This is a genomic window from Wolbachia endosymbiont (group B) of Hofmannophila pseudospretella (assembly GCF_964028515.1).
In the GTDB taxonomy this organism is placed as follows: Bacteria; Pseudomonadota; Alphaproteobacteria; order Rickettsiales; family Anaplasmataceae; genus Wolbachia.
The window spans coordinates 1,207,065-1,232,877 of the sequence record NZ_OZ034788.1; the positions used below are offsets into that span (position 1 = coordinate 1,207,065).

General features: G+C 33.7%; 22 protein-coding genes, 1 tRNA gene and 2 pseudogenes. 11 read left to right on the forward strand and 14 right to left on the reverse strand.

Annotated features, from left to right (window positions below; all coding sequences use genetic code 11):
* Window positions 1-705 precede the first annotated feature (705 nt).
* A complete protein-coding gene (locus tag ABWU24_RS05870) occupies window positions 706-2,778 on the reverse strand; it encodes an ankyrin repeat domain-containing protein (RefSeq protein ID WP_353274585.1) in 2,073 nt (690 codons plus the stop codon).
* Window positions 2,779-2,856: 78 nt separating this feature from the next.
* The gene (locus ABWU24_RS05875; RefSeq protein ID WP_341815785.1) at window positions 2,857-4,005 is read right to left on the reverse strand and encodes a Bcr/CflA family efflux MFS transporter; all 1,149 of its coding nucleotides are present in this window, start codon (window positions 4,003-4,005) and stop codon (window positions 2,857-2,859) included.
* 149 nt (window positions 4,006-4,154) lie between these two features.
* On the opposite strand from ABWU24_RS05875, the gene ubiE reads away from it, so the two are divergent.
* The 3 genes from ubiE (at window position 4,155) to ABWU24_RS05890 (ending at window position 7,927) form a co-directional block, all read left to right on the forward strand.
* Complete coding sequence (ubiE, locus tag ABWU24_RS05880) at window positions 4,155-4,853, forward strand: bifunctional demethylmenaquinone methyltransferase/2-methoxy-6-polyprenyl-1,4-benzoquinol methylase UbiE (RefSeq protein WP_353274587.1); 699 nt, start codon at window positions 4,155-4,157, stop codon at window positions 4,851-4,853.
* Between the two features lie 174 nt (window positions 4,854-5,027).
* Window positions 5,028-6,725, forward strand: a complete 1,698-nt coding sequence (locus ABWU24_RS05885) for an ABC transporter ATP-binding protein (protein WP_341815787.1) — start codon at window positions 5,028-5,030, stop codon at window positions 6,723-6,725.
* A gap of 437 nt (window positions 6,726-7,162) precedes the next feature.
* Window positions 7,163-7,927, forward strand: a complete 765-nt coding sequence (locus ABWU24_RS05890; RefSeq protein WP_341815788.1) for a hypothetical protein — start codon at window positions 7,163-7,165, stop codon at window positions 7,925-7,927.
* On the opposite strand, the gene ABWU24_RS05895 is transcribed toward ABWU24_RS05890, so the two are convergent.
* Window positions 7,872-8,664 (reverse strand): IS5 family transposase gene (locus ABWU24_RS05895; protein ID WP_341815401.1). Its coding sequence is split into 2 segments (ribosomal slippage): window positions 7,872-8,399 and window positions 8,401-8,664, totalling 792 coding nucleotides; the frame shifts between segments, so codons are not numbered across the junction. The genes ABWU24_RS05890 and ABWU24_RS05895 overlap by 56 nt on opposite strands.
* Before the next feature lie 41 nt (window positions 8,665-8,705).
* Between ABWU24_RS05895 and ABWU24_RS05900 the strand changes: the two genes are divergently transcribed.
* Window positions 8,706-9,314, forward strand: coding sequence for a hypothetical protein (locus ABWU24_RS05900; protein ID WP_353274589.1), 609 nt, complete (start codon window positions 8,706-8,708; stop codon window positions 9,312-9,314).
* Window positions 9,315-9,532: 218 nt separating this feature from the next.
* The gene (argS, locus tag ABWU24_RS05905; protein ID WP_341815790.1) at window positions 9,533-11,239 is read left to right on the forward strand and encodes an arginine--tRNA ligase; all 1,707 of its coding nucleotides are present in this window, start codon (window positions 9,533-9,535) and stop codon (window positions 11,237-11,239) included.
* Window positions 11,240-11,254: 15 nt separating this feature from the next.
* Here the strand turns inward: argS and ccmA are convergent, their stop codons facing one another.
* Entirely contained in the window at window positions 11,255-11,878 is a 624-nt protein-coding gene (gene ccmA / locus ABWU24_RS05910; protein WP_015588392.1) for a heme ABC exporter ATP-binding protein CcmA, read from the reverse strand.
* A 3-nt stretch (window positions 11,879-11,881) separates the two neighbouring features.
* Window positions 11,882-12,313, reverse strand: a complete 432-nt coding sequence (locus ABWU24_RS05915) for a hypothetical protein (protein WP_015588393.1) — start codon at window positions 12,311-12,313, stop codon at window positions 11,882-11,884.
* 429 nt (window positions 12,314-12,742) lie between these two features.
* Between ABWU24_RS05915 and ABWU24_RS05920 the strand changes: the two genes are divergently transcribed.
* Window positions 12,743-14,392: a hypothetical protein gene (locus ABWU24_RS05920; RefSeq protein WP_341815791.1), complete on the forward strand. Its 1,650-nt coding sequence runs from the start codon at window positions 12,743-12,745 to the stop codon at window positions 14,390-14,392.
* Window positions 14,393-14,865: 473 nt separating this feature from the next.
* On the opposite strand, the gene ABWU24_RS05925 is transcribed toward ABWU24_RS05920, so the two are convergent.
* The 4 genes from ABWU24_RS05925 to secG all read right to left on the reverse strand — a co-directional run bounded on the left by ABWU24_RS05925 (window position 14,866) and on the right by secG (window position 17,541).
* Window positions 14,866-15,273, reverse strand: a complete 408-nt coding sequence (locus ABWU24_RS05925) for a nucleoside deaminase (RefSeq protein WP_010404879.1) — start codon at window positions 15,271-15,273, stop codon at window positions 14,866-14,868.
* A gap of 17 nt (window positions 15,274-15,290) precedes the next feature.
* Window positions 15,291-15,464 carry a hypothetical protein gene (locus tag ABWU24_RS05930; RefSeq protein WP_353274591.1) on the reverse strand — a complete coding sequence of 58 codons (174 nt, stop codon included), beginning with the start codon at window positions 15,462-15,464 and terminating at the stop codon, window positions 15,291-15,293.
* 149 nt (window positions 15,465-15,613) lie between these two features.
* Complete coding sequence (locus ABWU24_RS05935; protein WP_015588395.1) at window positions 15,614-17,221, reverse strand: CTP synthase; 1,608 nt, start codon at window positions 17,219-17,221, stop codon at window positions 15,614-15,616.
* On the reverse strand, window positions 17,221-17,541 hold the full coding sequence (secG, locus tag ABWU24_RS05940; RefSeq protein ID WP_007302593.1) for a preprotein translocase subunit SecG: 321 nt from the start codon (window positions 17,539-17,541) through the stop codon (window positions 17,221-17,223). Before secG ends, ABWU24_RS05935 begins: the two co-directional genes overlap by 1 nt.
* Before the next feature lie 115 nt (window positions 17,542-17,656).
* On the opposite strand from secG, the pseudogene ABWU24_RS05945 reads away from it, so the two are divergent.
* Window positions 17,657-18,182 (forward strand): annotated as a pseudogene (locus ABWU24_RS05945) (gamma carbonic anhydrase family protein).
* Here ABWU24_RS05945 and ABWU24_RS05950 read toward each other — a convergent pair.
* Both ABWU24_RS05950 and ABWU24_RS05955 read right to left on the reverse strand, forming a co-directional pair.
* Window positions 18,172-19,212 carry a hypothetical protein gene (locus ABWU24_RS05950; RefSeq protein ID WP_341815792.1) on the reverse strand — a complete coding sequence of 347 codons (1,041 nt, stop codon included), beginning with the start codon at window positions 19,210-19,212 and terminating at the stop codon, window positions 18,172-18,174. The pseudogene ABWU24_RS05945 and the gene ABWU24_RS05950 sit on opposite strands and share 11 nt — an antisense overlap.
* 224 nt (window positions 19,213-19,436) lie before the next feature.
* The gene (locus tag ABWU24_RS05955) at window positions 19,437-20,183 is read right to left on the reverse strand and encodes a hypothetical protein (protein ID WP_015588398.1); all 747 of its coding nucleotides are present in this window, start codon (window positions 20,181-20,183) and stop codon (window positions 19,437-19,439) included.
* 212 nt (window positions 20,184-20,395) lie between these two features.
* Here ABWU24_RS05955 and ABWU24_RS05960 point away from each other — a divergent pair.
* Window positions 20,396-20,549 (forward strand): annotated as a pseudogene (locus tag ABWU24_RS05960) (IS481 family transposase); the annotation flags it as partial.
* Between the two features lie 257 nt (window positions 20,550-20,806).
* On the opposite strand, the gene glmS reads toward ABWU24_RS05960, so the two are convergent.
* From glmS to ABWU24_RS05975, 3 genes are all read right to left on the reverse strand, one after another.
* The gene (gene glmS, locus ABWU24_RS05965; RefSeq protein WP_015588399.1) at window positions 20,807-22,618 is read right to left on the reverse strand and encodes a glutamine--fructose-6-phosphate transaminase (isomerizing); all 1,812 of its coding nucleotides are present in this window, start codon (window positions 22,616-22,618) and stop codon (window positions 20,807-20,809) included.
* 8 nt (window positions 22,619-22,626) lie between these two features.
* Entirely contained in the window at window positions 22,627-23,040 is a 414-nt protein-coding gene (gene yajC / locus ABWU24_RS05970) for a preprotein translocase subunit YajC (protein ID WP_006012489.1), read from the reverse strand.
* 130 nt (window positions 23,041-23,170) lie between these two features.
* Window positions 23,171-23,247: transfer RNA gene (locus ABWU24_RS05975), tRNA-Asp, on the reverse strand.
* A 181-nt stretch (window positions 23,248-23,428) separates the two neighbouring features.
* Here ABWU24_RS05975 and rpsB point away from each other — a divergent pair.
* From rpsB to pyrH, 3 genes are read left to right on the forward strand one after another with little or no spacing between them, the layout of a single operon-like run.
* The gene (gene rpsB / locus ABWU24_RS05980; protein ID WP_135352868.1) at window positions 23,429-24,244 is read left to right on the forward strand and encodes a 30S ribosomal protein S2; all 816 of its coding nucleotides are present in this window, start codon (window positions 23,429-23,431) and stop codon (window positions 24,242-24,244) included.
* Complete coding sequence (gene tsf, locus ABWU24_RS05985) at window positions 24,241-25,086, forward strand: translation elongation factor Ts (RefSeq protein ID WP_341815796.1); 846 nt, start codon at window positions 24,241-24,243, stop codon at window positions 25,084-25,086. The genes rpsB and tsf overlap by 4 nt, the downstream gene beginning before the upstream one ends.
* The gene (gene pyrH / locus ABWU24_RS05990; RefSeq protein WP_015588403.1) at window positions 25,070-25,813 is read left to right on the forward strand and encodes a UMP kinase; all 744 of its coding nucleotides are present in this window, start codon (window positions 25,070-25,072) and stop codon (window positions 25,811-25,813) included. The genes tsf and pyrH overlap by 17 nt, the downstream gene beginning before the upstream one ends.

Here is a 25,813-nt window from a genome sequence, read left to right on the forward strand (position 1 = left end):
AAAGTAGAAAAACCGTGTTAACACTAATTCTAAAAACTACAGGCGCCTGTTATTAGCTAAAGTAAAGGTCAAATATCTGGAATTCTGGACATAAAATCCTCCTGTATAAAAAAGATTCAGAATGTACACACAACAGATGTAGCTGAATTTTTATTGAAAAATTGGTTAAAAGGTCTGCAGACCGAGATAGATTTTGAGCTCTCTAAATATCTCTACTATCATTATAATGGCATCTTGAGTATGCGGAAGCAATTTTTTCATTAAAATAAAAAATTTTATTCTACAGCGAATAAAAAGGAGTTTGCTAATTTTCATACTGATCGGATTTCACTACTCAAACCTAGAAACTTTAATGTATCAAGGTATCTGTTCAGGGGAATGTGCAAGCCAATTCTCCCTTTTTTGTCATTCAAGTAGTCTTTTCTTGTCATTCAGGTAGCTCCTTATTGTCATCCCAGTGCTTGACACTGGGATCCACTCTTTCGTAATCTCATCAATAAAAACTTAGGATTACTTTTGTACCCAAAATTTCTGGATCCCAGTGTCAAGCACTGGGATGACATTGTCTTGAATGGGAATCGTTTCGTAATACACCAAAGGTTGTGCACCAAAAGAGCGTCATTCCAGTCTGGAATCCATTATACTCCGTAAATTTAATTGGTTTCATGACATCAACTTTTGCATTCCAGTTATGCAAGAAATCTATTATATAATATTATTGTCACCCTCTTGATAGTTTTTTAGCTCCTCTCCTCCTGAGTTACTTGGTGCAATTATTTGATCAGATTCAGTTGATGGTTCATCAGATCCAAACAACCATGAAAAAAAGCCACCAAAAAATGATCCTATTAAAGAAAAGGGCTTCATAATTATATTAAGCAAATTATCAAAAAAAGAGCTAGGGTGTTCTTCACTTGTTGATGATTCACTTCGTGGATTAACACCATTTTTTGTCAGTGCTATGTCAATAGAATGTCCATTATCAGCATCTTCAATTTGTACATCACTGACTTCTTCTGCAATGAGTTCCTGTGATTCTTCCTTTTGTTCTTGTAAACTTGGTTGGACATTACCTTCTTGTCCAGTATCTTCCTCTTGACCTACTTCATTATCTTTTGATGCTATACTGTCATCAATTTTTTTGGGGGGTTTTAGTAATAGAGTTTTTATTTCTTCTATGCTAGCTAAATCTAAAGGAGTCTTTCCATATTTATCTTGTGCATTAACATTTGCTTCTGCGTTTATTAGAGCTTCTACTATCTCTTTTCTACCATATCCTGCAGTCCAATGTAAAGGAGTCCTCTTATCCTTATCTACTGCATTAACATTTGCCTTCATTTCTATTAGAATATCGACCATCTTTTCACGGCTCCACGATACATTAGGCAATGTATTCCAGTTGTTTTTTTCAATTACCAGGTGTAAAGGAGTCTTTCCATCTATATTTTGTAAATTAACATTGATACTTTCTACTTTCAGTAGATCGTCCAATTCAGGTATCTCCATCGCTTTCTTTTTTAAAAAAAAATGCAAAGGAGTCTCTTTATTTTTATCTGTTAGATTAACATTGATGCCTTTTTTGTTTAGTAGAGTGTAGAATTTATCTGTATCTATATCTAGGTCTATTTTTTGAAGAATTAAATGTAAAGGGGTTTCTCTTTCATCATTTTGTGCATTAACGTCTGCTTCTTTATCAAGTAGAAATTTTACTATCTTTTCTGTATCTTTATATCTACTTTTAGCAGCAAAATGTAAAGGGGTACTTAGATCATCACTTTGTGCATCAACCTTTGCTTCGTTGCTGAGTAGAAATTCTACTACGTCTTTATGTCCATATTTAGCAGCAAAATGTAAAGGGGTGCTTAGATCATCACTTTGTGCATCAACCTTTGCTCCTTTGCTGAGTAGAAATTCTACTACATCCTTATGTCCATTTTGAGCAGCTAAATGTAAAGGAGTATTTCCACCTTTAGCTATTGCATTAACCTGTGCTTTTCCTTCCCCATTCAAAAGATTTTCTACATCATCAATATTACCGCTTTTAGCAGCTTCAAGCAGTTTATCATTAGCCTCTTTTACGCTTTGTAATAGATCTCCTATTTCTTTTGCCCCAGCTAAATGTAAAGGAGCATTTCCATCTTTATCTACTGCATTAATATATGCTCCTGCTTTTATTAGAGCCACTACTATCTCTTTATTGTTGTTTTTAGCAGCATAATGTAGAGAAGTCTTTTTGTTGTTATCTTGTGCATTAACATTAATTTCCTCGTTTCTTAATAGGGCTTCTACTATTTTCACATAGCCACATTTTTTTTCAGCAGCAAAATACTGATTCCAATAATCCTCTACCTCATCTGAATTTGGTATATCAACATAGCACACTTCAACAGTCAAATGTAAAGGAGTCTGTCCTTTATCATTTTTTGCATTAACATTTGCTTCTTTCTTTAATAGGTCTTCTAATGCTTTCAAGTCGCCAAGTCTGGCAGCCAGATGTAGAGAAACCTTACGATGTTCAGCTTTTACTTCTTCGTATTTATTTAACACGTGGCGTTTTCGAGAAGAGTCATAAGCAAAAAAATCTGCTCCATTATCTAATAGAACTTTTGCTATATCAGAATGATTATTTTTAACAGCCCAATATAGAGAATTACCTCGAGATCCATCATATGCATTAACATCAGCTTCTTCACTTATTAGGCGCTTTGCTTCATTAAGATCACCTCTTTTAGCAGCATCAAGTAAAGCAGCATCTATATCTCTGATTGAATAATCCATTTAACACTTCTCTATAAAATTGCATTACTATAGTAAGGTAATTAATAATTCATGAAATCTGGGTTGTAGAAATAATGATTATCCTTCGTGTTTTTCAGTGTATTTGAGTAAGCCATATACAAAAACTGCAACTGTAGAACATGCAACCGTTAACAGTAAATTTGGTAAAATGCCATAAGAAAAGAATTTTCCTACTATGTATATTCCAATAGCTCCAAACATCATATTGCAGAATGAGAGGACTGCACTGCCAAGTCCTATGCTTTTGACCGTTTCTAAAGCAGAAGTCACATTATTGCTGATTACGAGTGCAAGGCCAATATTGCTTGGAATCCAAATAACTTGAAGAATAAGTACGCTCAACTTGTTTATGAAATAAAAATATACCAACAAACCATCGGATATTATTGGTAGTACCAAACCTATTATTAGCATCTTGCTAACCCCTATTTTTGGTACGTACCTTCTGTTAATTAAAGTTCCAATTATGTAAAATATAACTATGATTGATATAAGATAGCCAAAATATTGTACTTCAACGCCCATTGATTCAAATATGAACGGGTAGTTAGCAATGTATGCCCAAAGCCACATGAAAGTTAATCCATGAATGGTTGAAAATCCAAGGAAACGATAATTCTTAAATATTAATATATACTGCTTGAAGATATTAATACTGGCTTTACTTTTATTTACAGTCAGCGTTTCTTGCAGCTTCAAGTAAATAAAAATGAGCATAATAATTGCGGCAAGTGATATGATAAAAAACAAAAACTTCCAACTATAACCATGTGAAATTATATAACTGCCTACCACTGGAGCTATTCCAGGTGAAAGTGCTACTACCATATTTAACTTTGAGATTACTCTTGAGTATTCACTACCTGAGTACATATCCCTGATTGCTGCATATCCGACAACGCCTGCAACACCAGCTCCTGCTCCTTGTATAAAACGGATTAATATTAAAAGTATAATATTATCAGCTATGCAACATACAATACTTGCCAAAGTAAAAATTGTCATACCAATAAGCATTATTAGGCGCCTACCATAATAGTCTGACAATGGGCCATAAATTAATCCAGATACTGCAACTCCTAATAAATTTAAACTGATCGTAAGCTGCGCTATATTACCTTTCACCTTAAAATAGTTGGCAATACTTGGCAATGCAACTGAGTATAAGTCTGTTGCCATATCAACAACTGCTACAGATAATATCATAATAAGAGAGATGATATTTTGTAAAAAAGCTGTCGACACTAATGATTTACTGGATTAAATATGTTTAATTGTAGTATATTTTTCTCATTAGTATATTAATTTAACTGCTAAAGTTTAAAATAATTATGTAAGCAATCTCTATATAAAATATGGATAAATCACAACTAGTTAAAGAGGTTTTCGATTCTGTAGCAAATCGCTACGACATTATGAATGATATAATGAGCCTTGGAATTCACAGGCTATGGAAAGAGAAGATGGTAAGTAGTGTGCATTTTAAAAAGAACTCCAAGGTTTTGGATATTGCTGGAGGAACCGGAGATATAGCTATAAGAATAGCAAGAGGGGAGCCAAGTGCTCAAGTTACAGTATGTGATATAAATCAAAACATGCTGGACAAAGGGCGTGATAAAGCTATAAATTCAAATCAGCTAAATTTCAATTGGGTATGTGCAAATGCAGAGAGTTTACCATTTGAAGATTCCGAATTTGATTATTATACAGTAGCTTTTGGTATTCGAAACTTTTCCGACCGTAAGAAGGCTTTAAGTGAAGCATATAGGGTACTAAAGCCAAATGGACAATTTGTCTGCTTGGAATTTGCCCCTATGCATTATCAAAATGAGATATTCACCAAATTTTATGACTTATACTCATTTAAAGTAATTCCTAAAATTGGTAGCATAGTTGCTAAAGATAAGGGTTCTTATGAATATTTAGTGAAAAGTATCAGAGAATTTCCAACTCAAACTAATTTTAAAATGGAAATTGAAGAGATAGGCTTTAAGAATGTTGAGTTCTATAATATGAGCTATGGAATAGTAGCATTACATATTGGAACAAAATGAATATTAAACTCTGGTCTATTCAGTAGTTTTTTTGCTAACTTTCTGTAATTTCGCAGCGTTTTTCCTTCAGTAGAAATCAAGCTAAAGTTTCTTGAACGTATTGCTCTAACGAAGTACACTGTAAACTAATATTGTAACTTTTTCCTGAAGCTAAATACTTAACTTTAAAATAAAATGCGATCTAACATTAAGCAGCTATTTTACTATATAAAACCTAGTCTACATTATTTTAGCATAGCTTTTATTGCAGTTCTATTTTCAGCTTTAACGATTCTTCTTTTTGGTAGGGGCTTAAGCAACATAATTGATTCTGGCGCAGAGCATAACTTTACTACCAAGCTCGTAGTTGCAATACTGATAGTTTTAGGCATTTCTTTCACTGCATTTATTCGGTTATATTTCATTGGCATTGGCAGCGAAAAAGTTGTCGCAAGAATCAGATATGACTTATATAGCAGTATTACTGATTTACAACCAAGTTTCTTTGAGAATATAGGTGTGCAAGATGTTATCTCAGCATTAATTACTGATACCTCTGCATTGCAATCGATAATAAACAGCAGCTTATTGACAATATTGAGGAATGCAGTGGTACTAACTGGTAGTGTTGCAATGCTGTTATACACAAATCTACATTTAACCGCATATGCAGCTGCAATAATACCCATACTGCTCATTATCATGACTTCACTTGGAAAAAAAGTTCGCAATTATGCACGCTTTGCTCAGGATAAATTAAGTGAGCTTGCATCATTTAGTGAGGAAAATTTTAGATCTATAGTAACCATTAAATCATTTGTACTAGAAGAAAATGAAAAAATTCGTTTTCAGAAACATCTAAACTCAGTATCAAAATCATACGTAAAATTAGTACTCTTGCGTGCTATTTTAGTAACTCTAGTTATCACGTGTGTGATAGGTTCGCTAGTTATTTTGCTTTTTTTTGGAATAAAAGAAGTCTTAAGCAATAATATAACTATTGGAGAACTCTCCTCATTTGTGTTTTATTCAGCGCTTGCGGCAGGAGCTGTCAACAATTTGAGCGATAACGTCAGTGACCTACAACGAGGTCTTGGAATTGTAGAGCGTTTGTTTGAGTTTACGAACATGAAAAGCTCTATAGTAAATGGCGAAAATCCTATAAGAATTGATAGTATTCAAAAAGAAATTGCGTTTAACGATGTAACATTTTTTTATGCTGATAAGCCAGCATTAAATAACGTATCATTTTCTATAGAGGCAGGCCAATCAGTATCAATTGTTGGACCATCTGGCAGTGGCAAGAGCACCATTTTAAAGCTTCTGCTCCGTTTTCACGATCCAAGTGAAGGCAGTATTACTATCGATGGACAGAATATTAAGACAATTGCGCTAAATGATCTAAGATCGCTGTTTGGCTTAGTACCACAAGATCACATGATATTTTCTTGCTCAATAATGGAAAATATACTATATGGCAAACCGGGTGCTGAATATAAGGAAGTCAGGCGAGCTGCTATCAGCGCTTATGCGATGGAATTTATTGATAAGCTACCGGATAAATTTGATACATTTGTAGGAAAAAGAGGACTGAAACTTTCTGAAGGACAAAAACAACGCATCATAATAGCAAGAGCAATACTTAAAAACCCTCAGGTTTTAATACTTGATGAAGCAACTTCCGCCCTCGACTATAAAAGTGAAAGCCTCGTGCAAAAAGCACTTAGCAAGTTGATGCAAAACAGAACAACAATTATAATTACGCACAGACTGTCAACCGCACTCAAAACTGACAAGATTATAGTGATTAATCACGGAAAAGTAGAAGAAGTAGGAACTCATGACTCTCTAATGAGTAAAGATGGGCTGTATGCAAAATTGGTGAAGATATAGTAGAAGTTGAAAGAAAATTTGAGTCATACTAGATTTAGTATCTAGATTATTATTTTATTAATTATTTTAGCTTATAATAATATCATAGTATTTTTTAAGGATCATTATGGCTTGTACTCGTAATATTTCACCACAACAATATATGGCTTCTCATGCATTAATAAAAGCATCAGGATTGATCCATGCGCAGCCTTATATACTTGCAAATGTACCTAATTCACATAATAGCAACTTTGGCTCATGTCATAATCATTGCAGCCCACATTACAATTATCATGATACATTCCACAATTCTTATGATGGATTAGGGTTTCTCTATTAGAAAATTATTTTTGAATCATGTTGTAATAAACTTGCTTGAAAACATGGCAGACTGTCAGTTTATAGTAAGTTTTCTTATTTTATTTAACTTTATATAACAATTTTAGGAGGTTTTTATGCCCAAAAATATCAATACAGATAAATCTGTATTATATAAAAGAAGTCTTGCTGTATATGCAGGTGAAATTAAAGATGAGGTTGAACTTTTAATAGATAAGATCAAAGGACTTATAGGTGAAATAAAAGTTGTAACGAATGAAGCTAAGGTTGGTGAAGAAGAAGCTACAAGTGGTAAGGTTAAACCTTTAATAGATGATACCAAAGAATGTATAGAAAAAATAAAAGTTTTAATGGATAAAGTTGATGTAGATGAAAAAAATTCTATCATTAATGATTTAAAAGGACTTATAGGTGAAATAAAAGTTATAATGGGTGAAGCTAATGTTGATTTAAAACAGCTTACTATAGATGAAGGAAGGTCTGTCATGGATGAGTTCGAAGAACTTATAGAAAAAATAAAAGTTATAACGGATGAACCTGAGGTTGGTGTAAAACAGCCTACGGTTGATGAAGATGAATCTTCAGGAGATGATGTCGAAACAGATGGCAAAGGAAAGCCTACGGTTGATGAAGCTAAATCTTTAATAGATGAGGTCAAAGAACTTATAGGAGAAATAAAAGTTATAATTGATGGGGTTAAACCTAAAGTTGATGATACAGAAGACAAAGAAAAAGCTACAAGTGATAAGGTTAAACCTTTAATAGATAAGATCAAAGAACTTATAGGTGAAATAAAAGTTATAACGGATGAATCTAAGAGCCTGTTCATAATCTTTTCAGAAGCAAAGCAGCGAAAGCAAGAACGACCATTTGCAGGCTAGTGTTGAGTTTCCGCTCGCAATTTTTCCACAATCGCCTACATTTTTGCAACCAAGCAAAAGATCTCTCAACAACCCATCTTTTCGGCAATACGACAAAGGTGTGTAATTCGTTTCGCTTTATTACTTCAACGGTAGCGCCAATAGTTGCTTTTATTTGTGTTGCAAAATTTTCTCCTGTGTAGCCAGCATCAACTAGTATATTTTTAACTTCAGATAGGTTTTCTTTAGCATTTTTAACCATTCTCACAGCGCTACTACGATCAGTTATTTCTGCCGTTGTTATATAAATTGCGTGGGGTAAACCTTGTGTATCTACCGCAATATGGCGTTTTATTCCTGAAACCTTTTTGCCTGCATCATAGCCTTTTTCTTCAGCAGTATCTGCATTTTTTACGCTTTGTGCATCAATTATGCAGAAGCTGGTTTTTTCTTTCCGACCATTGTTTTGTCGGACCACGCCAACTATTTTTTTTTAATACCAGCTCCAGAACACTTTCTTTATTTGCATCTGCTTTTTCACTCCACTTCTTAAAATAGTCGTAACAATTCCGCCATTTTGGAAACTCTTTTGGTAACATTCTCCACTGGCAGCCACTTTTTAAGACGTATAACACTCCACAAAATACATGATATAAATCAAGTGTTCTTGGCTTTGTCCTCTTCCTGCAAGACTCCAGATCTGCTACAATAATCTCAAACTTTTCTCGACTTATATCACTTGGATATAAACTTCGCATATCCTACTTTATATACTTTATCCTCTCATTCTATCCCTTTTTTGAGATCACGTACAGGCTCTAAGGTTGATGTAGAACAGCCTACTGTAGATAAAGAAAAGTCTATCATGAATGAGATCAAAGAACTTATAGTAGATGGAATAAAGCTTATAATGGATGAAGTTAAACCTAAGATTGATGACAAAGTAGGTAAAGAAAAATCTATAGAAAGTGAGTGGAAACCTATAATGGATGAAATTAAACTCATAATAGATAAGGTTATACCTACGTTAGATGAGAAAAAACCTACGGTACACGAAGAAAAGCTTACAGTAGGTGAGATTAAGACACTCATCACAAATGAGGTTAAAACGATAAATGAGAAAAAACAGACAGAAAATGAGGTTAAATCTGCAATAGAAGGAATGAAACAATCTATAACGGATGCGGTTAAATCTTTAATAGATGAGAAAAAGCCTACAGTAAATGAGGTAAAACCTGTAATATGTGAGTTCAAGCCTATAATCGATGGTCTCTCGCATTCCAAGCATTATCATGGCAGTCCATGTCATAGTAGTTACGATGCAGGATGGAATCACTGTGGCCATAAGATGATGTACGATGTGTTACCTGATACAGTGCATCCAGGGCATTTTGAATATTTCTACTAATTGGCTTTCCTACATCGTACAGCCGTACTGTCAATAAGTAGTGTAAATTATTTACTATGGATAGAGATGCATGCTATGCATCTCTATCCACTAATTGTCTCTTAACAATCCTTTAAAAATACATACTTCAAACAAGTATAAACAACTGATATGAGATAACTCTTCAACTAGCCCCACTTGTCCGCTATACTGCTATAGATTTTATAACAGTATAGTGAATGAGCATTTTTAAGCGGATTTTTTCTCTAATTTTTGGCAAATTAGGTGAATTAAAGCAAACGGGTGTTATAAGCACAAGTGCAGAAAATTTTATCGTAGAGCCTCCAAGCAATAGAGCACATGGTGATATCTATACAAATGTTGCTATGGTGCTTGCAAAACATGAAAAGAAGAATCCCATTGAAATCGCAGAAGTTTTAGCTAAAGAGTTTGAGCTTTTTGATCCAGTTGCAAAAGTGGAAATAGCGGGCCCTGGGTTCATCAACATGCACTTTAAAATAGAAGTATGGCATGGAATTTTAAAACAAATAAATGAGCTGAAAACAGAGTTTGGCACCCTAGATATAGGGAACAATCAAGCCATCAATGTTGAGTTTGTATCTGCAAATCCAACTGGGCCAGTACATATTGGTCATGCAAGAGGGGCAGTATTTGGTGACGTTCTGGCAAATTTATTGAAAAAAGTTGGTTATAAAGTTACTAAGGAATACTATATTAATGATGCTGGAGCGCAGATAGATACACTAATAAAGTCAGTATATTTGCGGTATAAGGAAGCTCTGGGAGAAAAAATTAGCATCGAAAAAGGTTTATACCCAGGTGAATATTTAAAACCAATAGGGGAGGGGCTAGCTAAAAAATATGGCAAGGAGCTTAGAGAAGAGGAAGATAATCGAGTAATTAGAGAATATACTTTAAGTTCTATCTTAGAACTTATAAAGGAGGACATGAGCTTGCTTGGAGTCAATCATGATATTTTTACTTCAGAGTATGAGCTACAAAAAAATGGCAAAATCGAAGAGAGTATAAAGATATTATCTGACAAGGGTTTGGTGTATGAAGGGTACCTAGAGAAACCAAAAGGCAAAGAAAGTGAAAGTTGGACTTCCAGAAAAGAAATGTTATTTCGTTCTACAAAATTTGGCGATGATGTTGACCGCGCACTGAAAAAAGAGGATGGTAGCTGGACTTATTTTGCCTCAGATATCGCTTATCATTTCGATAAGATATCACGTGGTTTTAACAATATGATCGTAGAGCTTGGTAGTGATCACGGTGGTTATGTCAAAAGGCTAAAAGCAGTTGTCTCGGCGCTAAGTGATGATCAAGCAAAGATAGAGGTAAAACTGCATAATATTGTGAATTTTTTTGAAAATGGCAAACCTGTTAAAATGTCCAAAAGATCAGGGAACTTTCTTACAGCCAGGGATGTGGTGGAAGAGGTTGGCATGGATATCACTCGTTTTATAATGTTAACACGCAAGAATGATATGGTCTTGGACTTTGATTTTGTTAAAGTAAAAGAACAATCAAGAGACAACCCTATTTTTTACGTGCAATATGCCCATGCTCGTGCTCACTCATTAATGCGTAATGCTCCAAAAGAGCTTCCAACAGCAGATCCTTCACTTTTAAAGACTGATGGGGAGCTCTTCCTCATAAAAACCTTAGCAAAGTGGCCAGATGTGGTAGGAATATCTGCAAGGCTTTGTGAGCCACATAGAATTACTTTCTACTTACTTGAAGTTGCAGAAGCGTTTCACGTTTTATGGGGGTATGGCAAAAGTGATTTAAACATGCGGTTCATACTAGAAGATAACTTGAACCTCACCGCTGCAAGAATGTTTCTCGTCCAAGCCTTAGCGCACGTAATCGCTTCTGGGCTTTCTATTTTTAATATAGAGCCTTTGAAAGAGATGAGTTAATTTTAAGGCCAAAAATTATACAAGAGGTCTGTTAAAATCACGTATATCGATTGTCTTGAAGTCACACAATTGTTCTGTAGAGCTATGTCCTGTAATAATTACTATACCGTTCTGCTCAGAGCGTATTGAGATTAGGTTCAATACTAATTCACATGTTGTGCTATCAAGATTACAAAATGGTTCGTCTATCAGCCAAACGTTTGCATTAGAAATTAAGAGGCGAGCAAGCGCAACTCTTCTTTTCCAACCTGCAGAAAGTTCACCATATCTAATGTTAAATACAGGTTGCAACTCTAAACAATAAGCAGCTGCCATAACTAATTCTCTAGTGTTCCGTATTCTTGCCCAGAATTGTATGTTTTCACCAACTGTTGAGCTATCTTTACAAGCGTTCTTATGCCCTATGTAGACCATGGAAGGTATAAAGGATTTGGGGTCATCATATATGTCTTTTCCGCAGTATCTTATATTGCCTGATACTGGTGGTAAGAGTCCAGATAAACTTCTGATTAAGCTGGTTTTGCCGCTACCATTTGGACCAGTGATTAAGATTTTTGATTTTGGCTCAGCTTTAAAATTGAGGTTTTTAAATAATACTTTGTTATTACGAGCACAGGATAGATTTTTACATTCAAGCATGGATTATCTGCCTTTTCCTTTATATTTACCCTTAGTTGAAGACTGAGCTTTTATAAATAGCTCCCAAAATCCTTTCTTATCACTTTCTTTGTGTATCAATTGTGCAAAATGTTTCATTAAACTATTACCCATCATAACCATCTTTGTCCATTTGCCTAACGGTTTTGCTATATCAACTATTTCTAGATCTTCTTTGTAAACTTGCATATTCTTTTGTTTCTCCCTTAGCATTTCCTGTTGTTTCATCAACTCTTTTTGCTTATTTTTTTGATATAATTCATTAAATCTTCTATTTTCTTCCCACTCTTCTTTGAGAACTTTTAGAGGAAATATAATTTTTCTAATATGATTTTTGTATATTTTTCTCAAAAAGAGAAATACTGCAATTACAGCAAGTAGTTCCGTACTGTATATAATGATTTGTCCGAACGGCATTTTTATACTCAGCTTATTGGCAAGCGGTATTTATAATTATACCATAACTATAGAAATTTTACAATTTTTTTCTGGATAAAGATAGTAGACTAAAAATTTCTAAAGGACAAAAGCAACGTATTTACGTACAGGCTATCAACTACTACACTCAAAACTGACAAGTGATTAATCATTGGAGAGTAGAGGAATCACGGCTCTCTAATGAATAAAGATGGACTGTGTCAAGCTGGTGAGTAAGGTGGAAATTGAATAATTGTTGGTTATCATGCTAGATCTATAATATAAGTTATAAAATTTTTAATTATTTTGGCTTATAATAATTTCTGAGTTAACCTGAGATTTTCTGAACTGTGGTTTCTTTTACCCATGTTGAATGATTAGCTTTTACACTCTAATTTAATTCCAGTTTTGACTGTATAGGAGGTCACAATGTCAAACAATATCTATAGCGATCAAGTTAATAATAGTAATTTATATGCCAACAAACTTTTTTATGGTGAAGATGATGATGAATTAGAAGGAGATTTACTTCGTGACTGTAGAGATGAAACTGAGAAGGTAAAAGATAAGTTAGTAAAGTGTACAAAAGGTACTGCGGAATTGCAAGAAGAAATTGGAAATGCTGAAGCAGAAACTAGTAAATTAAAGTTACAGGTTCAAGAAGAGAAAGGGAAGGTAGAACAAACTAAAAATGAAGCTAAGACAGCAAAAGCAGAAGTTAAGGAGTTAAAATTACAAATTCAGAGAGAAAAAGAGAATGTAGAGGAAGAATTTAAAGGTAAGATAGAACAAGCTGAAAATGAAGCTAAGGCAGCAAAAGCAGAAGTTGAGGAGTTAAAATTACAAGTTCAGAAAGAAAAAGAGAATGTAGAGGCAGAATTTAAAGGTAAGATAGAACAAGCTGAAAATGAAGCTAAGACAGCAAAAGCAGAAGCTGAGAAGTTTAAAAACCAGGCTAAAGAAGAAAGAGAGAAGGTAGAACAAACTAAGAATGAAGCTGAGGCAGCAAAAGATGAGTTAATACAGTGTAAAAAAGATGCTGAGAAGATGAAAGAAAACGGTGGACAGGCAATTAATCAGGAAAAATGTGATGATATTAAAGCAGAAGCTGAACAAGCAAAATTAGAAGCTAAATTAGCAAAAGAGGAAGTTTTGAGGTGCAAAATTGAACAGGAGAAAGAAGAAGTGATGCAGAGTAAGATTGAAGGAGTAAAAGAAGAACTTTTAAAGTGTAAAATTAACATGGCAAAAGCAGAGACTGAGTGGTATAAAAAAGCAGCTGAAGAATGTAAAAATGAGAAAAGAATCGATACAGATAAACCTAGTATTAAGGGAGGGAATGAAAGTGGAGAAATTACATCACAAGAAATAACCCCAAATCATTCCGAGCAAGAAAATTGTGGAGTGTATGCTCGTTACTATCAAGCGAATAATAAGATAGGTCATCAAGGTTTTAATACATCTGATTTACTCAGGGAATTGTATCCTGAGATGTACAGTAATCCTAGAATTGCAAAACATATAGAAAAGGGAACAGATGGTCATTATGGTGCAGTAAATTTTAAATTTGCCTTTACAGGGGATATTGATTCAGCAGCCAGTTTTAGTAATATGAAATGTGGTCAATGTGTGAGTAATCCACAAGAGTTATCCTGTCAGGACGATAAAATTAAGAGTTTCTGTTACTATGACGTTTTCTTTAATAATATGGAATGCAACAAGAACTTGTTTTCTAGAGAATCATGTCCTGATCTCATTAGAAAATCCGGTGGAATAAGTGTTATAAAAGCAAAACAAGTTTCACCATTTATACTTGTTAATAACTCAGGACAAATGATAGATAAAGAGGGCAATAATACTCAAATACAATATAATTTATTAAAGCCTTATCTAAAGGCTAATGGTAAAATCAAGGACTGTGGAAATGATCAAAATTGTAAAGATTATAATGCAATTATGAAGAAAGTTGCATGGGATACTGATAAGGAAGTATTATTAAAAACTGTTTTTGATGATACGCAAAGAGCGAGTCCTTACTATGAAGATAATTCTGTTTCTGATGATACTAATTTTATATAAGACTAAATGTTTTCTGGGCTTTTCAGCTCAGAGAACATTTTTGTAGAAAAATAGAATTGGTGACCTTACTCAAAAAAAAGTAGAGAAGAAGTTTTTGTTGTGAGAATAAATTTAGCAGAGTTTATAATATAATATTTAAGTTATTTATGATAAAAAATAGATTTCTTGCATAACCAGCCAGTCTGGGATTTAGCAAGAAAATCTAGATTCCAGCGTTACGCGCTGGAACTCTTTAAATTCCAGTAGTGCAAGAAATCTAATTTCTACGTATTCAAATATGGAAGTTCTAGTTTGTTGAACAGAACGTTGAGAAGTATCAATAAGAAGCTCCCTTTTGAGTAAACTTTTCTGCAACGGAGTTATCGTAATAACATCCCTTATGTAAGTTGCATGAGCAAATTGGTCAAATATACGAAAGAGTTATAATACAGATTTTACTCAAAAAATATTGAAACAATCTCACACATCTTAAACTAAGTTCTCAATTTCTCAAAGAAATCTTTTAACAAAAGAGAACATTTTGTTTCTAATATTCCACCATAAACTTCAGGTATGTGGTTACAGAATTGAAATATTCTAGTGCCGTTTTCAACTCCTCCACCTTTGGGATTGTAAGCCCCGAAGTACAGACGTTTAATTTTTGCAAAAGAGATAGCTTGAGCGCACATCGGGCACGGCTCTAACGTTACGTACATTTCAGCTTCATAAAGCGTGGAAGTTGAAAATGCTTGTCTAATTGTTAACATTTCTGCATGTGCAGTTGGATCATTAGATATATTGTGTGCAGAGGAGATGATATTGTTTCCATTAACTATTACAGCACCTATTGGCACTTCGCCATCTTTCTGAGCAAGTTTTGCTTGCTCTATGGCAAGTTCCATGTATTGGTACTTAAACATTAGGTGCTTGGGTAAATATAATTTTCTTTTCTTGGCTTTTCTATTTTTTCTAAGTTATAGAATTCACTAAGGACTATTGTCCTTTTTACAAGGCTATCTATTTCTCGCTTTAAATATTTTTTTATTTCTTCTACCGATTTTAGTTCGTTTATAGCTATAACTACTTCTTCCATTATATCCTCTATAATTTGATCCTCTTCTAATTTATATATTATTTGTTCTACATGCCTATTCAATTCCTCGAAGGTCGCAGATCCATATGTTTACTATTTCTTAGTAACATTTTTTACCTCTCTATTAGAATAGAGTTTATTAAGTTCTATTAAACTCTATTGTCAATAGCTGCCTTAATAAATGATGTAAAGAGAGGATGAGGAGAAAATGGTCTTGATTGAAATTCTGGATGAAATTGCACACCAATAAACCATGAGTGATTTTTTAGCTCCACTGCCTCTATGCATGTTTTATCTTCTGATATACCACTGCATATCATTCCATTCTCTTCTAAGTTATTTTTATAATCTAAATTAACTATATATCTGTGTCTGTGTCTTTCTGAAATAGTGACACTACTATACACATTTGCCATTTTTGAATTTGGACTTACATTACACTTGTATGTTCCAAGTCTCATGGTTCCACCAAGATCAACGTTCTTACCATCAGCGAGCTTGATGATTTGGTGTTTGCAAGTATAAAATTCTTCAGAGTGTACATCTTCAAGCTTAATAACGTTACGAGCAAATTCAATCACTGCAAGCTGCATACCAAGACATATTCCTAAAAAAGGAATGTTATTTACACGGGCATAGTTTATTGCTAATATTTTACCTTCTATTCCATTATCACCAAATCCTCCTGGAACAAGGACTGAATTAGAGCTTTGTAATTTTTCTCTGATAAACTTTGCATCTATAGATTTTCCATTCTCTTCTCTTGAGTTGACCCAATTTATCTTCACTCTAGCTTTATTACTAATTGCACCATGGTTTAATGCTTCAATCAGTGATTTATATGCGTCAGGAAATTCAGTATATTTTCCTACTATGGAAACGATAACTTCTTGTGTTGGATGTTTCATAGAGTGTACTATTTGGTCCCATTCAGGTAAGCTTGGTTTTGGCTTACTTAAGTGAAAGTGATCCAAAATTTGTGTCCCGAGCCCACATTGATTATACAAGGACGGTAACTCGTATATATGGTTTACATCAGGAGCAGGTATTACGTTAGATAAAGAAACATTGCAAAGATTGGCTATCTTTTCTTTTTGATTATCGGAAATTTCTTTTTCACTGCGACATAATATAATATCTGGTTGTAACCCCGCAGAATTTAACTCTCGAACTGAATGCTGTGTCGGTTTTGTCTTTAATTCTTGTGCTGCAGTGAGATATGGTATTAAAGTTAAGTGAATAAGGATAACTTTTTGCTTTCCTAGTTTATAATTAACTTGGCGTATAGCTTCCAAAAACGGTTGGCTTTCAATATCACCTACGGTTCCGCCTATTTCGCATATTACAAAATCTAAATCTTCTGTACCATTAAAAATGAAAGATTTGATTAAATCTGTCACATGAGGAATGATTTGCACAGTTTTGCCTAGATAATCACCACACCTTTCCTTCTTTAATAATTTATTATATACTTTACCAGTTGTTATATTGTCGTCCTTGGTTGCTTTAATTTTAGTAAAACGCTCGTAATGTCCAAGGTCTAAATCAGTTTCAGCACCATCCTCAGTAACAAATACTTCCCCGTGCTGAGCTGGGCTCATTGTTCCAGGATCAATGTTGAGATATGGGTCAAGCTTTCTGATGCGAACATTGAATCCATGAGCTTGAAGAAGTGCTCCCACACTTGAAGCAACTAAACCCTTACCAAGTGATGAAACAACTCCACCTGTAACAAAGATAAACTTGGTTTCTTTCATTAATTTTCAAATGGAACAGAAGTTGATTGGCCTTCTTGCTTCTTTTCTGATATAATCTTCTCTGCAATTGATTTTTTATGTACATCTTTTGAACATAATCCTGATAGTAACAGTGTATTTATAATGAACAGTCCAGCAACTATAGAAGTTATTCTACTGAGTGGATTTTCAGAAGACTTTACCGGAATTATTGAATTCATTCCCTGTTGTGAATTACTAAAGCCACTTAATGAACTACTTCCAGGTGGCTGCAGGAGCACTAAAATTACCAATACAACAACTAATATTATTTGAAGTACACTAAGTACTGTTACTGACATTATGAATAGAGCTAAAATAAAAATTTTAGGAGCATAAGGATCATAAGTCAAGAATATCTTTACCCGAGTAACTTGACTACTGGAATCCAAGTATGTATTAAACCTTATTTAAATTATGAGCTATCACATTTTAAAATACAAAGATTATGAACCAAAAATGGATGAAAGTTCTTTTATCGCAGATGGTGTGCGTATCATTAGGTAACGTTGAAATAGGAAGGAATGCGAGTATCTGGTTTAATTGTGTGATCAGAGGAGATGTTGGATCAATCAAAATAGGTGATGAAACGAATATTCAAGATGGCACCGTAATTCATGTAGATAGAAATCCAGGCGGTGACACGATTATTGGTAGTATGGTGACGGTTGGACATTTTTGTGTGTTACATGCATGCACGATACATGATAAAGCATTTATTGGTATGGGCTCTGTTATAATGGATCATGCGATTGTGGAGTCTGAAGCTATGGTAGCTGCTGGTTCACTGGTGACACATGGAAAAGTGATAAAAAGTGGTGAAGTATGGGCTGGCAGGCCAGCACAATTCTTCAAAAAAATGTCAGATGAGGAAATTAAACATATTACACAATCTGCACAAAATTATATCATGCTGATGAAAGAATATAAGGCTATATGCTAGGTTGAGAAATCTTCAGCTCTGATGGACATTCTACGTTAACTACTTCAAAAGTTTCTTCAACTATAGAATGCTTATCAATATAAGGCTCAATCACTTTTTCAACTCTAGTTTGCTTATCAATATGCTGATTAATAAAACTACCTCTGACTAGAATATCCTTTATTGGCCAGTTTGTTTCTGTTGGAGTACCTGATAGCATAGCTGCATATTGTGCTTTTGCTGATTTTAGAGAAAAAGACATAGTATTGTTCGAGTTAAGAGAGAAATTTACATCGTCTTTACAATCTTTTAGATCTATATCTTCTGGAAAATCTGGTATTTTTGACTGTATCATTGCTCTTATGGGATTCATCCATCTGAACTTTTCAGTAAGTATCCCTACCTCTTTTGGCACTTGTAATGGGATGATAATATCATTGCTAATTCCATTTTCTTCTTGAGAAAAAAGTTCAGTGTATGCTTCTTTTTTACTGTGTTTCTCAAAATACTTAGGAAAATACATATTAAGGTATTCAGAGTGTAGCTCTATACGATTTTTCTGGTCATCCTCTAGAGTAAATGTATATTTACCACCATTTTGCTTAAGCTCGCACAATTTAAATTTACTAAAGTCAGAGTCTGGAAATGGCTTTTCAATTTCAAAAGCAAGTGTAAGAGTGTGCGTTGTGTGATCAAATTCATTTTTTTCTTGTAGACCATCTTGTAGACTATAGTACTTATTTTTTTCATATTCCTTTTTTTCTCTATTAGCATTAACTTCCTGTTCATCAAAACTTTCAACAGCATAAAAAAATTCTTTTTCATCTAGCTCTTCTCCTGTTAGAGCATCCTCAAACACATCCTCTAAATCAATCTCATTACCTTTCGTTTCTATTTTATTCTCTATACTTATTTTTTTTGTATGGTCATTTCCATTTCTAGCAGTTGTTTGATGATGTGTATCGTTAGTTTGAAAAAAGCTCTTTACTTTTGATATTAAGCTAATCCATGAAAGTCTGACTTGATTAAGTAGCCATTTAAAACTCTTCATTGTTTTGCCCCCATCTAACTACTAAAAATTGTAACAGAATAAATTAAATATGTCAATAAGATACACAAATTGTACTAACTGGGAATTAGTGGCAGCACTTAACATCTGTGTAAATTTTGACATAGGCGTTTTCTGCATTTTAACCAAATCAGTGAGGAGAACATCATTGACCTTCTCCTTTTAGAAGCAACTTAAAAAAAATTAATAAAATTTTATCCATCAGATTAAGGAAGTGAATGACTAGTGCTACTTATATATGATTCTCTTGATTCATCTACTTTAGTATTAGGTCTTAGTGCTTCATATGTAGCACCACCAGATACGAGTGCAGATGCTGTGGCTATGACAATTATTGCTAACAGACTTAGTCTAGTTGTATGTGCAAGTACAGTACTTGCTACCAGCCCAACAGCAAGACCAACACCAATAACAGCAGTGTGCAACATTATCGGGTTCGCATTAGACGTACAGCTTACTAACTCTTTGTAATACTTTTCTGATTCTTTTTTTATGCCCTTGAGCTTATTTAGATCTTCTTCTTTTATTTCAGCATTGAATTCTAGTTTATTACATAATTCTTGCATTTCTTTTGCTTGTTTTTCTACTTTTTTAACAAAATTTATTATTTTTATTCCTTGTAATTTTATTATTGTTTCCTTAAGTAGTAACATTGATATTGGCATTGCTATTTCTTCTACCTCTTTTTCTATTTTCTTTTCCAATTCCACTACTTTTTCTATTCTTTCGTCTGATATGTCATCGTCTTTTTTTAGTTCTATTTCAAATTTTCTTTTTTTTAACTCTGCTTTTGCACCTTCTAATGATTCTAATGCATTCCATAGCTTTTCACCAGAATTCTGACTCCGTTTTGGTGACATAGACTGACTGCTTTTGGACTTTTTTGGTGACATAAGCTGAAATTTAATTTCTTTGAGCTTTTTTGCATTTTCACCTGCATTTACTTTAACCATAATAAACCTCGCATATTAAATAATGCTATTACATAATATCTTTAAAGCTCAAGGTCAAATAGTATCTTTACATAATATAACTCATAAACAGATAATTTTAGTGTAAATTGACGTATTTACTTTGTGCTATGGTTTGAGATGGAATAACAACTTGCTTCAATATGGAAAGGCAGTACAACTCTATAATCAAGTTACTGAACTCTCATTTACTCCTCTTTTTTTGTAAAACAATCTACAATTTATTAGAAGATCTTCAGATAGACGTTGATCATTGGTTGCGTTTTTACAGTGAGACAAGACCTCATTCTAGTAAATATTGTTATGGCGATGTAGACTTTCCTGAATAGAAAACATATTGCTTTTTAGAAAAATATTGGTAGCATTACATTAAGAGACTGATATTAGTTTTCAATTTTTCTGTTAGTTAATTCTTGCTTGCTAGGTTAAGTTGTGTCTGGTAACCATAATGGCAAATCTTGTTAATTTGAGGCGTGGATTTTAGCCTCTTTCATCCTTACATTAGTTACATATTCTTTCGCAGAGGGCTAATGAATTTATTAGTAAAATTCAGTAATTTATAACTGACAATTAGAGCTGTTAATTAGCAACTCACTTTAAATAAGTTACTCAACTGTGACAGATTTAGCTAAATTTCTCGGACAATCTACATCTAACCCTTTTTTTTCTGCAATAGAATAAGCAAGAAATTGCATAGCAACACTGTAGATAATTGGAGAAACAAAATTGTCAACTTCTGGAAGTTGCACCACATCTATGCAAATTCCCTTTAAGAGCGGTGCTCCTTGCTTATCACTAAAGGCAATTACTTTACCTTTTCTTGCAATAATCTCTTGTATATTGGATAGCGTTTTAAAGAATAAATTATCGTAAGGAATAATTGCGATAACAAGTACAGTAGAGTCTATCAAAGCGATAGAACCGTGCTTCATTTCTCCCGCTGCAATACCAATTGTGTTGATATATGAAAGCTCTTTTATCTTCAATGCACCTTCCATTGCAACTCCATATGAGCTTCCTCTCCCAATTATAATTATATTATTGTGCTCTAATATACTGCCTGATATATGTTGTATTTCCATCACATTCAAAACATGCTCAACATGTTCGGGAATAGAATTAATAGCACCGCTTAGTTCCTTTATCCTCTCTCTACCCAGTATACCTTTTATTTTTCCAAGTTCTACAGCAAAGCATGCTAAAATTGCAAGCTGCGTAGAAAAGGTTTTTGTCGAAGCAACACCAATCTCAGGTCCAGCAAGAGTATGCAATACAATATCTGAGGCTTTTTCTATGCTGCTATTAAATGTATTAATTATGCTAATGATCATTTGTTTCTGCAATCTCGCATAACGTAGTGCTTCCATAGTATCTGCAGTTTCACCAGATTGAGAAATGAATAAGCCAATACTACCTTCTTCGAGCTTGACGCTGCTATACCTAAATTCTGACGAGATTTCTAGATATACCCGAATTTGAGCAATACTTTCCAGCCAACACTTTGCTATTAGTCCAGCAAAATAGGATGAACCGCATCCAACTATAGTAATGTAACCTAGTTCAGAAAATAATTCTTTGTTGATTTCTTTATATTGTTTATAAAATTGATTTATTGTTTTGTTTAATGCATACGGTTGCTCAAAAATTTCTTTTAGCATAAAGCTAGGGTAACCATTTTTACTAATTAGAAAATTTCTTGGACTGCTATTTTCTGTTCTGCGTTTAACTTGTGTACCATTATTATATATACTAAATTCGTTAGATTTTATTACTGCAATATCATTATCTTCTAAATGCAATATTTTTTCTACAAATGAACTCAAAGCATTAGTATCAGAGGCAGCAAATACTTTATTACAGTTATATCCTATTGCTAAAGGCAAATTTCTTTTTGCAACAAATAAAGTATCTGGATATTCTGCAAATAATAAAGCCAAAGCAAGTGAACCTTGTAAATTGTTTAGACACTGTAATATAGAATCAACTGGTGACAATCCTTCATTAAGATATGCAGTTAATATGTTTGGTATTACTTCTGTATCAGTGTCGGTATGAAAAGATACTCCCTTTTCCTCCAGGTCCTTTTTTAATATATTGTAATTTTCAATTATGCCATTATGAGCAACAACAACATTATTTATATAAATGGGATGAGCATTTTTAAGATTTGGAACTCCATGTGTAGCCCAACGAGTATGTGCTATACCAACTTTGCTACTAGATATCTTGCTCTCATGAACAACTTCACATAATCTTTCAACTTTACCTTCTGATTTTTTGACTTCTATCTTACCTCTATTATTTATAATTGCTATACCTGAAGAGTCATACCCTCTGTATTCCAATTTTTGCAACGCGGTTAGTAAAGTTGGTATTACTGAATCATCGCTACTTACTATACCTAATATTCCACACACTTCTTAAATTATGAAGCATTTTTGTCTTTTTTACTTTCCTCTAGTTTATTTTTCTTGCCATTCTTTTCAACTTTGCTTTTTTCAATAGATTTAGCTACTGGCTTTTGAATTTCTTTATTTAAGATTTCAGATATAGCAGACTTTAGGATTTTTATTTCAATTTTTGGTGCTATTTCTAGTATTAGTTGTGCATTTACTTCGTCAACTTTGTTTACTTCACCTATTATTCCACTAGAAGTAATAACCGTATCACCACGTTTTATTTGATCTATCATCCTTCTATGTTCTTTTAGTTTTTTGTGATTGGGGCGAATAATGAGAAAATAAAATACTACAAATATTAAAATGAGTGGAATAAAGCTAGCAACAGATGCTGATACATTGTTAGTCGCATCTGCCGCAAAAACCTCAGAAATGAACATATTTAATCCCAATTATTAACGATAAAATTAAATAGATTAAGCAGCAATTACAATATCATGTCAAGTCTCTGAAAGAAATTAATTCAAATTAATAAGAAACTTAAAGAATTTTAAGGTGTTTCTGCTGTAATGGCGGGAGTGATGAGACTTGAACTCACGACCTCATGCGTGACAGGCATGCGCTCTAACCAACTGAGCTACACCCCCCATTGCTTTTTAACGTTTGTAATCTTAAAGCTAATCAACGTGTTGCTACTTGTCAATATTTTTTGTTTGCGCTTTTTTGTCTTTTTTATTACTATGTAAATAACTTAATTTCACACATGGCTTATGCAAGTAGTCCCGTTAGGGTTATGCCATGGAGGATAAACTATTTGGAGGAATAAATATGACAAATTTGCCTAAAGTCACTATACGTGATTTAGCTGAATCTGGTGTGCATTTTGGCCATAAAGTTAGTCGCTGGAATGCGAAAATGGCCCCATATATATATGGTGTACATCAACAGAATCGTATACACATAATAGACTTACGGAAAACATTACCATTGTTAGAGGCGGCGATGAAAGCTTTATACGATGTTGCATCTCAAGATGGTCGCATTTTATTTGTTGGTACGAAATTTCAAGCTTTAGATATTGTTGCAAGTGAAGCAGTTCGTTGTGGTCAGTATTATGTAAATGATCGATGGCTTGGTGGTATGCTTACTAATTGGAACACTGTTTCTTCTTCGATAAAAACTTTGATACAATATGAGAAAATATTGAATGATGAAGATAGTATCTTAACAAAAAAAGAATTAGGAAACATTGAAAAGAAAAGAAAAAAGCTTGATAAAGAATTGGGTGGAATTAGAGAAATGGGAGCAGTTCCTGATATTTTATTTATTATTGATACTAACAAAGAGCATATAGCGGTTAAAGAGGCTAAAAAACTGGGTATTCCTGTAATTGGAGTACTTGATACCAATTCTGACCCAGATGGTATTGCCTATCCTATACCAGGAAATGATGATTCAAGAAAATCAATAGAGCTCTATTGTAAATTAGTTGCTGATTCTATATTAGCTGGAATAGAGTCTAGTTTGACAAGGTCTAGAGTTAAGGATGATGAGCTTATTCAAGAAAAAGAAGAGGATATTGTGCAAACTAAAAAGAAGCGTATTAAGGTTGAAATAGAAAGGGAGGTAATAGTAAGTAAATGAAGATGGATTCAAGTAGTATAAGGGAATTACGCGATAGAACAGGGCTTGGCTTAAGCGATTGTAAGAAAGCGTTAGAAGAGTGTGATGGTGATATTAAGAAAGCCGTTGATAGGTTACGTACAATAGGATTTGCTAAAGCTGACAAAAAGTCTGATAGAGTAGCTTCGGATGGGCTTATTGCTATGTGCTTGGCTAAAAATTATGGTGTATTGGTTAAAGTCAATTGTGAAACTGATTTTGTTGCTAGAAATGAGAAGTTCATAACATTAGTTTCAAATTTAGCATCAATTGCTTGTCAAGAACGTTGTACTAGTCTTGATGAGTTAAAAAATGCCAAATATGAAGATGTTGGTACAGTGCAGAAAGCTATTATGAGTGGTACATCGGTTCTTGGTGAGAAGTTAGAGTTAAGCAATCTTTGCTACCTAGAGATTAAGGATGGGATTATTGCTGGCTATGTACATGGTGATATGCCTGGCTTAGGTAAGATTGGTGCTTTAGTAGCATTGCAATCATCTGATGATACACAAGAGATTGGAAAGCAAATAGCTATGCATGTAGTTGCTATGAAACCTGAAGCTTTATCTATAGATGATTTAGATCAAGAAAAATTAAACAATGAGCGTTCTATAATTGAGGAGCAAGTAAAGAGCTTAAATAAACCTGAAGAGGTAGCGAAAAAAATAGTAGATGGACGAATGGCTAAATACTATGAAGAAGTTGTTCTGCTAGAGCAGAAGTTTATAAAGGATGATAAAATGAAGATTGCTGATTTTATAGAATCAAGTGCTGTTAAATTAGCTAATTATAAGTTACTTACTTTGGATGGTGCAAATAAGTAACAAAACTTCAGAAGTAAAATACCCCAGAGTGTTATTTAAAATCTCTGGGGAGGCTTTGATGGGATCAAAGCTATTTGGCCATGATATGGAAGTTATAGATAAACTATCCAAAGACATAGTTGAAGTTTGTAATCTCGGAGTTCAAGTTTGTATTGTTGTTGGTGGTGGGAATATTTTTCGTGGTGCATCAGCATCTTTAAGTGGCTGTGAGAGAGCAAGCAGTGATTATATTGGAATGCTTGGTACTGTCATTAATGCTTTAATTTTGCAAAATTTTTTAGAAAAAAGCTCTATAGTCTCTAGGGTGTTGTCTGCTATACCTATGACTACTATATGTGAGCCTTATATAAGAAGGAAGGCTATTCATCATTTAGAAGAGGGCAGGGTGATAATTTTTGCAGCAGGAACGGGTAATCCATTTTTTACTACGGATACAGCTGCAGCTTTACGCGCTGTTGAAATGAATTGTAATGTTATTTTAAAAGGTACGCAAGTAAGTGGCGTGTATTCTGCTGATCCAAAAAAAAATGAGAATGCTGTAATGTACGATAGGCTTTCTTACACAGATTTGTTAACTCGTGATTTGAAGGTTATGGATGCGTCAGCAATTTCACTTGCTCGTGAAAATTCTATTCCAATAGTAGTTTTTTCTTTGAAAAGTGAAAAAATGGTCAATATTATTAAAGGTCAAGGTACTTATACTATAGTCTCAGATTATAAACATTAG

Excerpts from the sequence above, each read along its gene's own strand:
- ccmA (WP_015588392.1), bottom strand. The coding sequence starts at position 11,878 with ATGCTTGAATGTAAAAATCTATCCTGTGCTCGTAATAACAAAGTATTA.
- yajC (WP_006012489.1), bottom strand. The coding sequence starts at position 23,040 with ATGTTCATTTCTGAGGTTTTTGCGGCAGATGCGACTAACAATGTATCA.
- ABWU24_RS05930 (WP_353274591.1), bottom strand. The coding sequence starts at position 15,464 with ATGGAAGAAGTAGTTATAGCTATAAACGAACTAAAATCGGTAGAAGAA.
- ABWU24_RS05870 (WP_353274585.1), bottom strand. The coding sequence starts at position 2,778 with ATGGATTATTCAATCAGAGATATAGATGCTGCTTTACTTGATGCTGCT.
- ubiE (WP_353274587.1), top strand. The coding sequence starts at position 4,155 with ATGGATAAATCACAACTAGTTAAAGAGGTTTTCGATTCTGTAGCAAAT.
- ABWU24_RS05950 (WP_341815792.1), bottom strand. The coding sequence starts at position 19,212 with ATGAAGAGTTTTAAATGGCTACTTAATCAAGTCAGACTTTCATGGATT.
- rpsB (WP_135352868.1), top strand. The coding sequence starts at position 23,429 with ATGACAAATTTGCCTAAAGTCACTATACGTGATTTAGCTGAATCTGGT.
- ABWU24_RS05925 (WP_010404879.1), bottom strand. The coding sequence starts at position 15,273 with ATGGAACTTGCCATAGAGCAAGCAAAACTTGCTCAGAAAGATGGCGAA.
- ABWU24_RS05935 (WP_015588395.1), bottom strand. The coding sequence starts at position 17,221 with ATGAAAGAAACCAAGTTTATCTTTGTTACAGGTGGAGTTGTTTCATCA.
- ABWU24_RS05885 (WP_341815787.1), top strand. The coding sequence starts at position 5,028 with ATGCGATCTAACATTAAGCAGCTATTTTACTATATAAAACCTAGTCTA.
- pyrH (WP_015588403.1), top strand. The coding sequence starts at position 25,070 with ATGGTGCAAATAAGTAACAAAACTTCAGAAGTAAAATACCCCAGAGTG.
- ABWU24_RS05920 (WP_341815791.1), top strand. The coding sequence starts at position 12,743 with ATGTCAAACAATATCTATAGCGATCAAGTTAATAATAGTAATTTATAT.
- argS (WP_341815790.1), top strand. The coding sequence starts at position 9,533 with ATGAGCATTTTTAAGCGGATTTTTTCTCTAATTTTTGGCAAATTAGGT.
- ABWU24_RS05875 (WP_341815785.1), bottom strand. The coding sequence starts at position 4,005 with ATGATATTATCTGTAGCAGTTGTTGATATGGCAACAGACTTATACTCA.
- ABWU24_RS05915 (WP_015588393.1), bottom strand. The coding sequence starts at position 12,313 with ATGCCGTTCGGACAAATCATTATATACAGTACGGAACTACTTGCTGTA.
- ABWU24_RS05890 (WP_341815788.1), top strand. The coding sequence starts at position 7,163 with ATGCCCAAAAATATCAATACAGATAAATCTGTATTATATAAAAGAAGT.
- ABWU24_RS05955 (WP_015588398.1), bottom strand. The coding sequence starts at position 20,183 with ATGGTTAAAGTAAATGCAGGTGAAAATGCAAAAAAGCTCAAAGAAATT.
- secG (WP_007302593.1), bottom strand. The coding sequence starts at position 17,541 with ATGTCAGTAACAGTACTTAGTGTACTTCAAATAATATTAGTTGTTGTA.
- tsf (WP_341815796.1), top strand. The coding sequence starts at position 24,241 with ATGAAGATGGATTCAAGTAGTATAAGGGAATTACGCGATAGAACAGGG.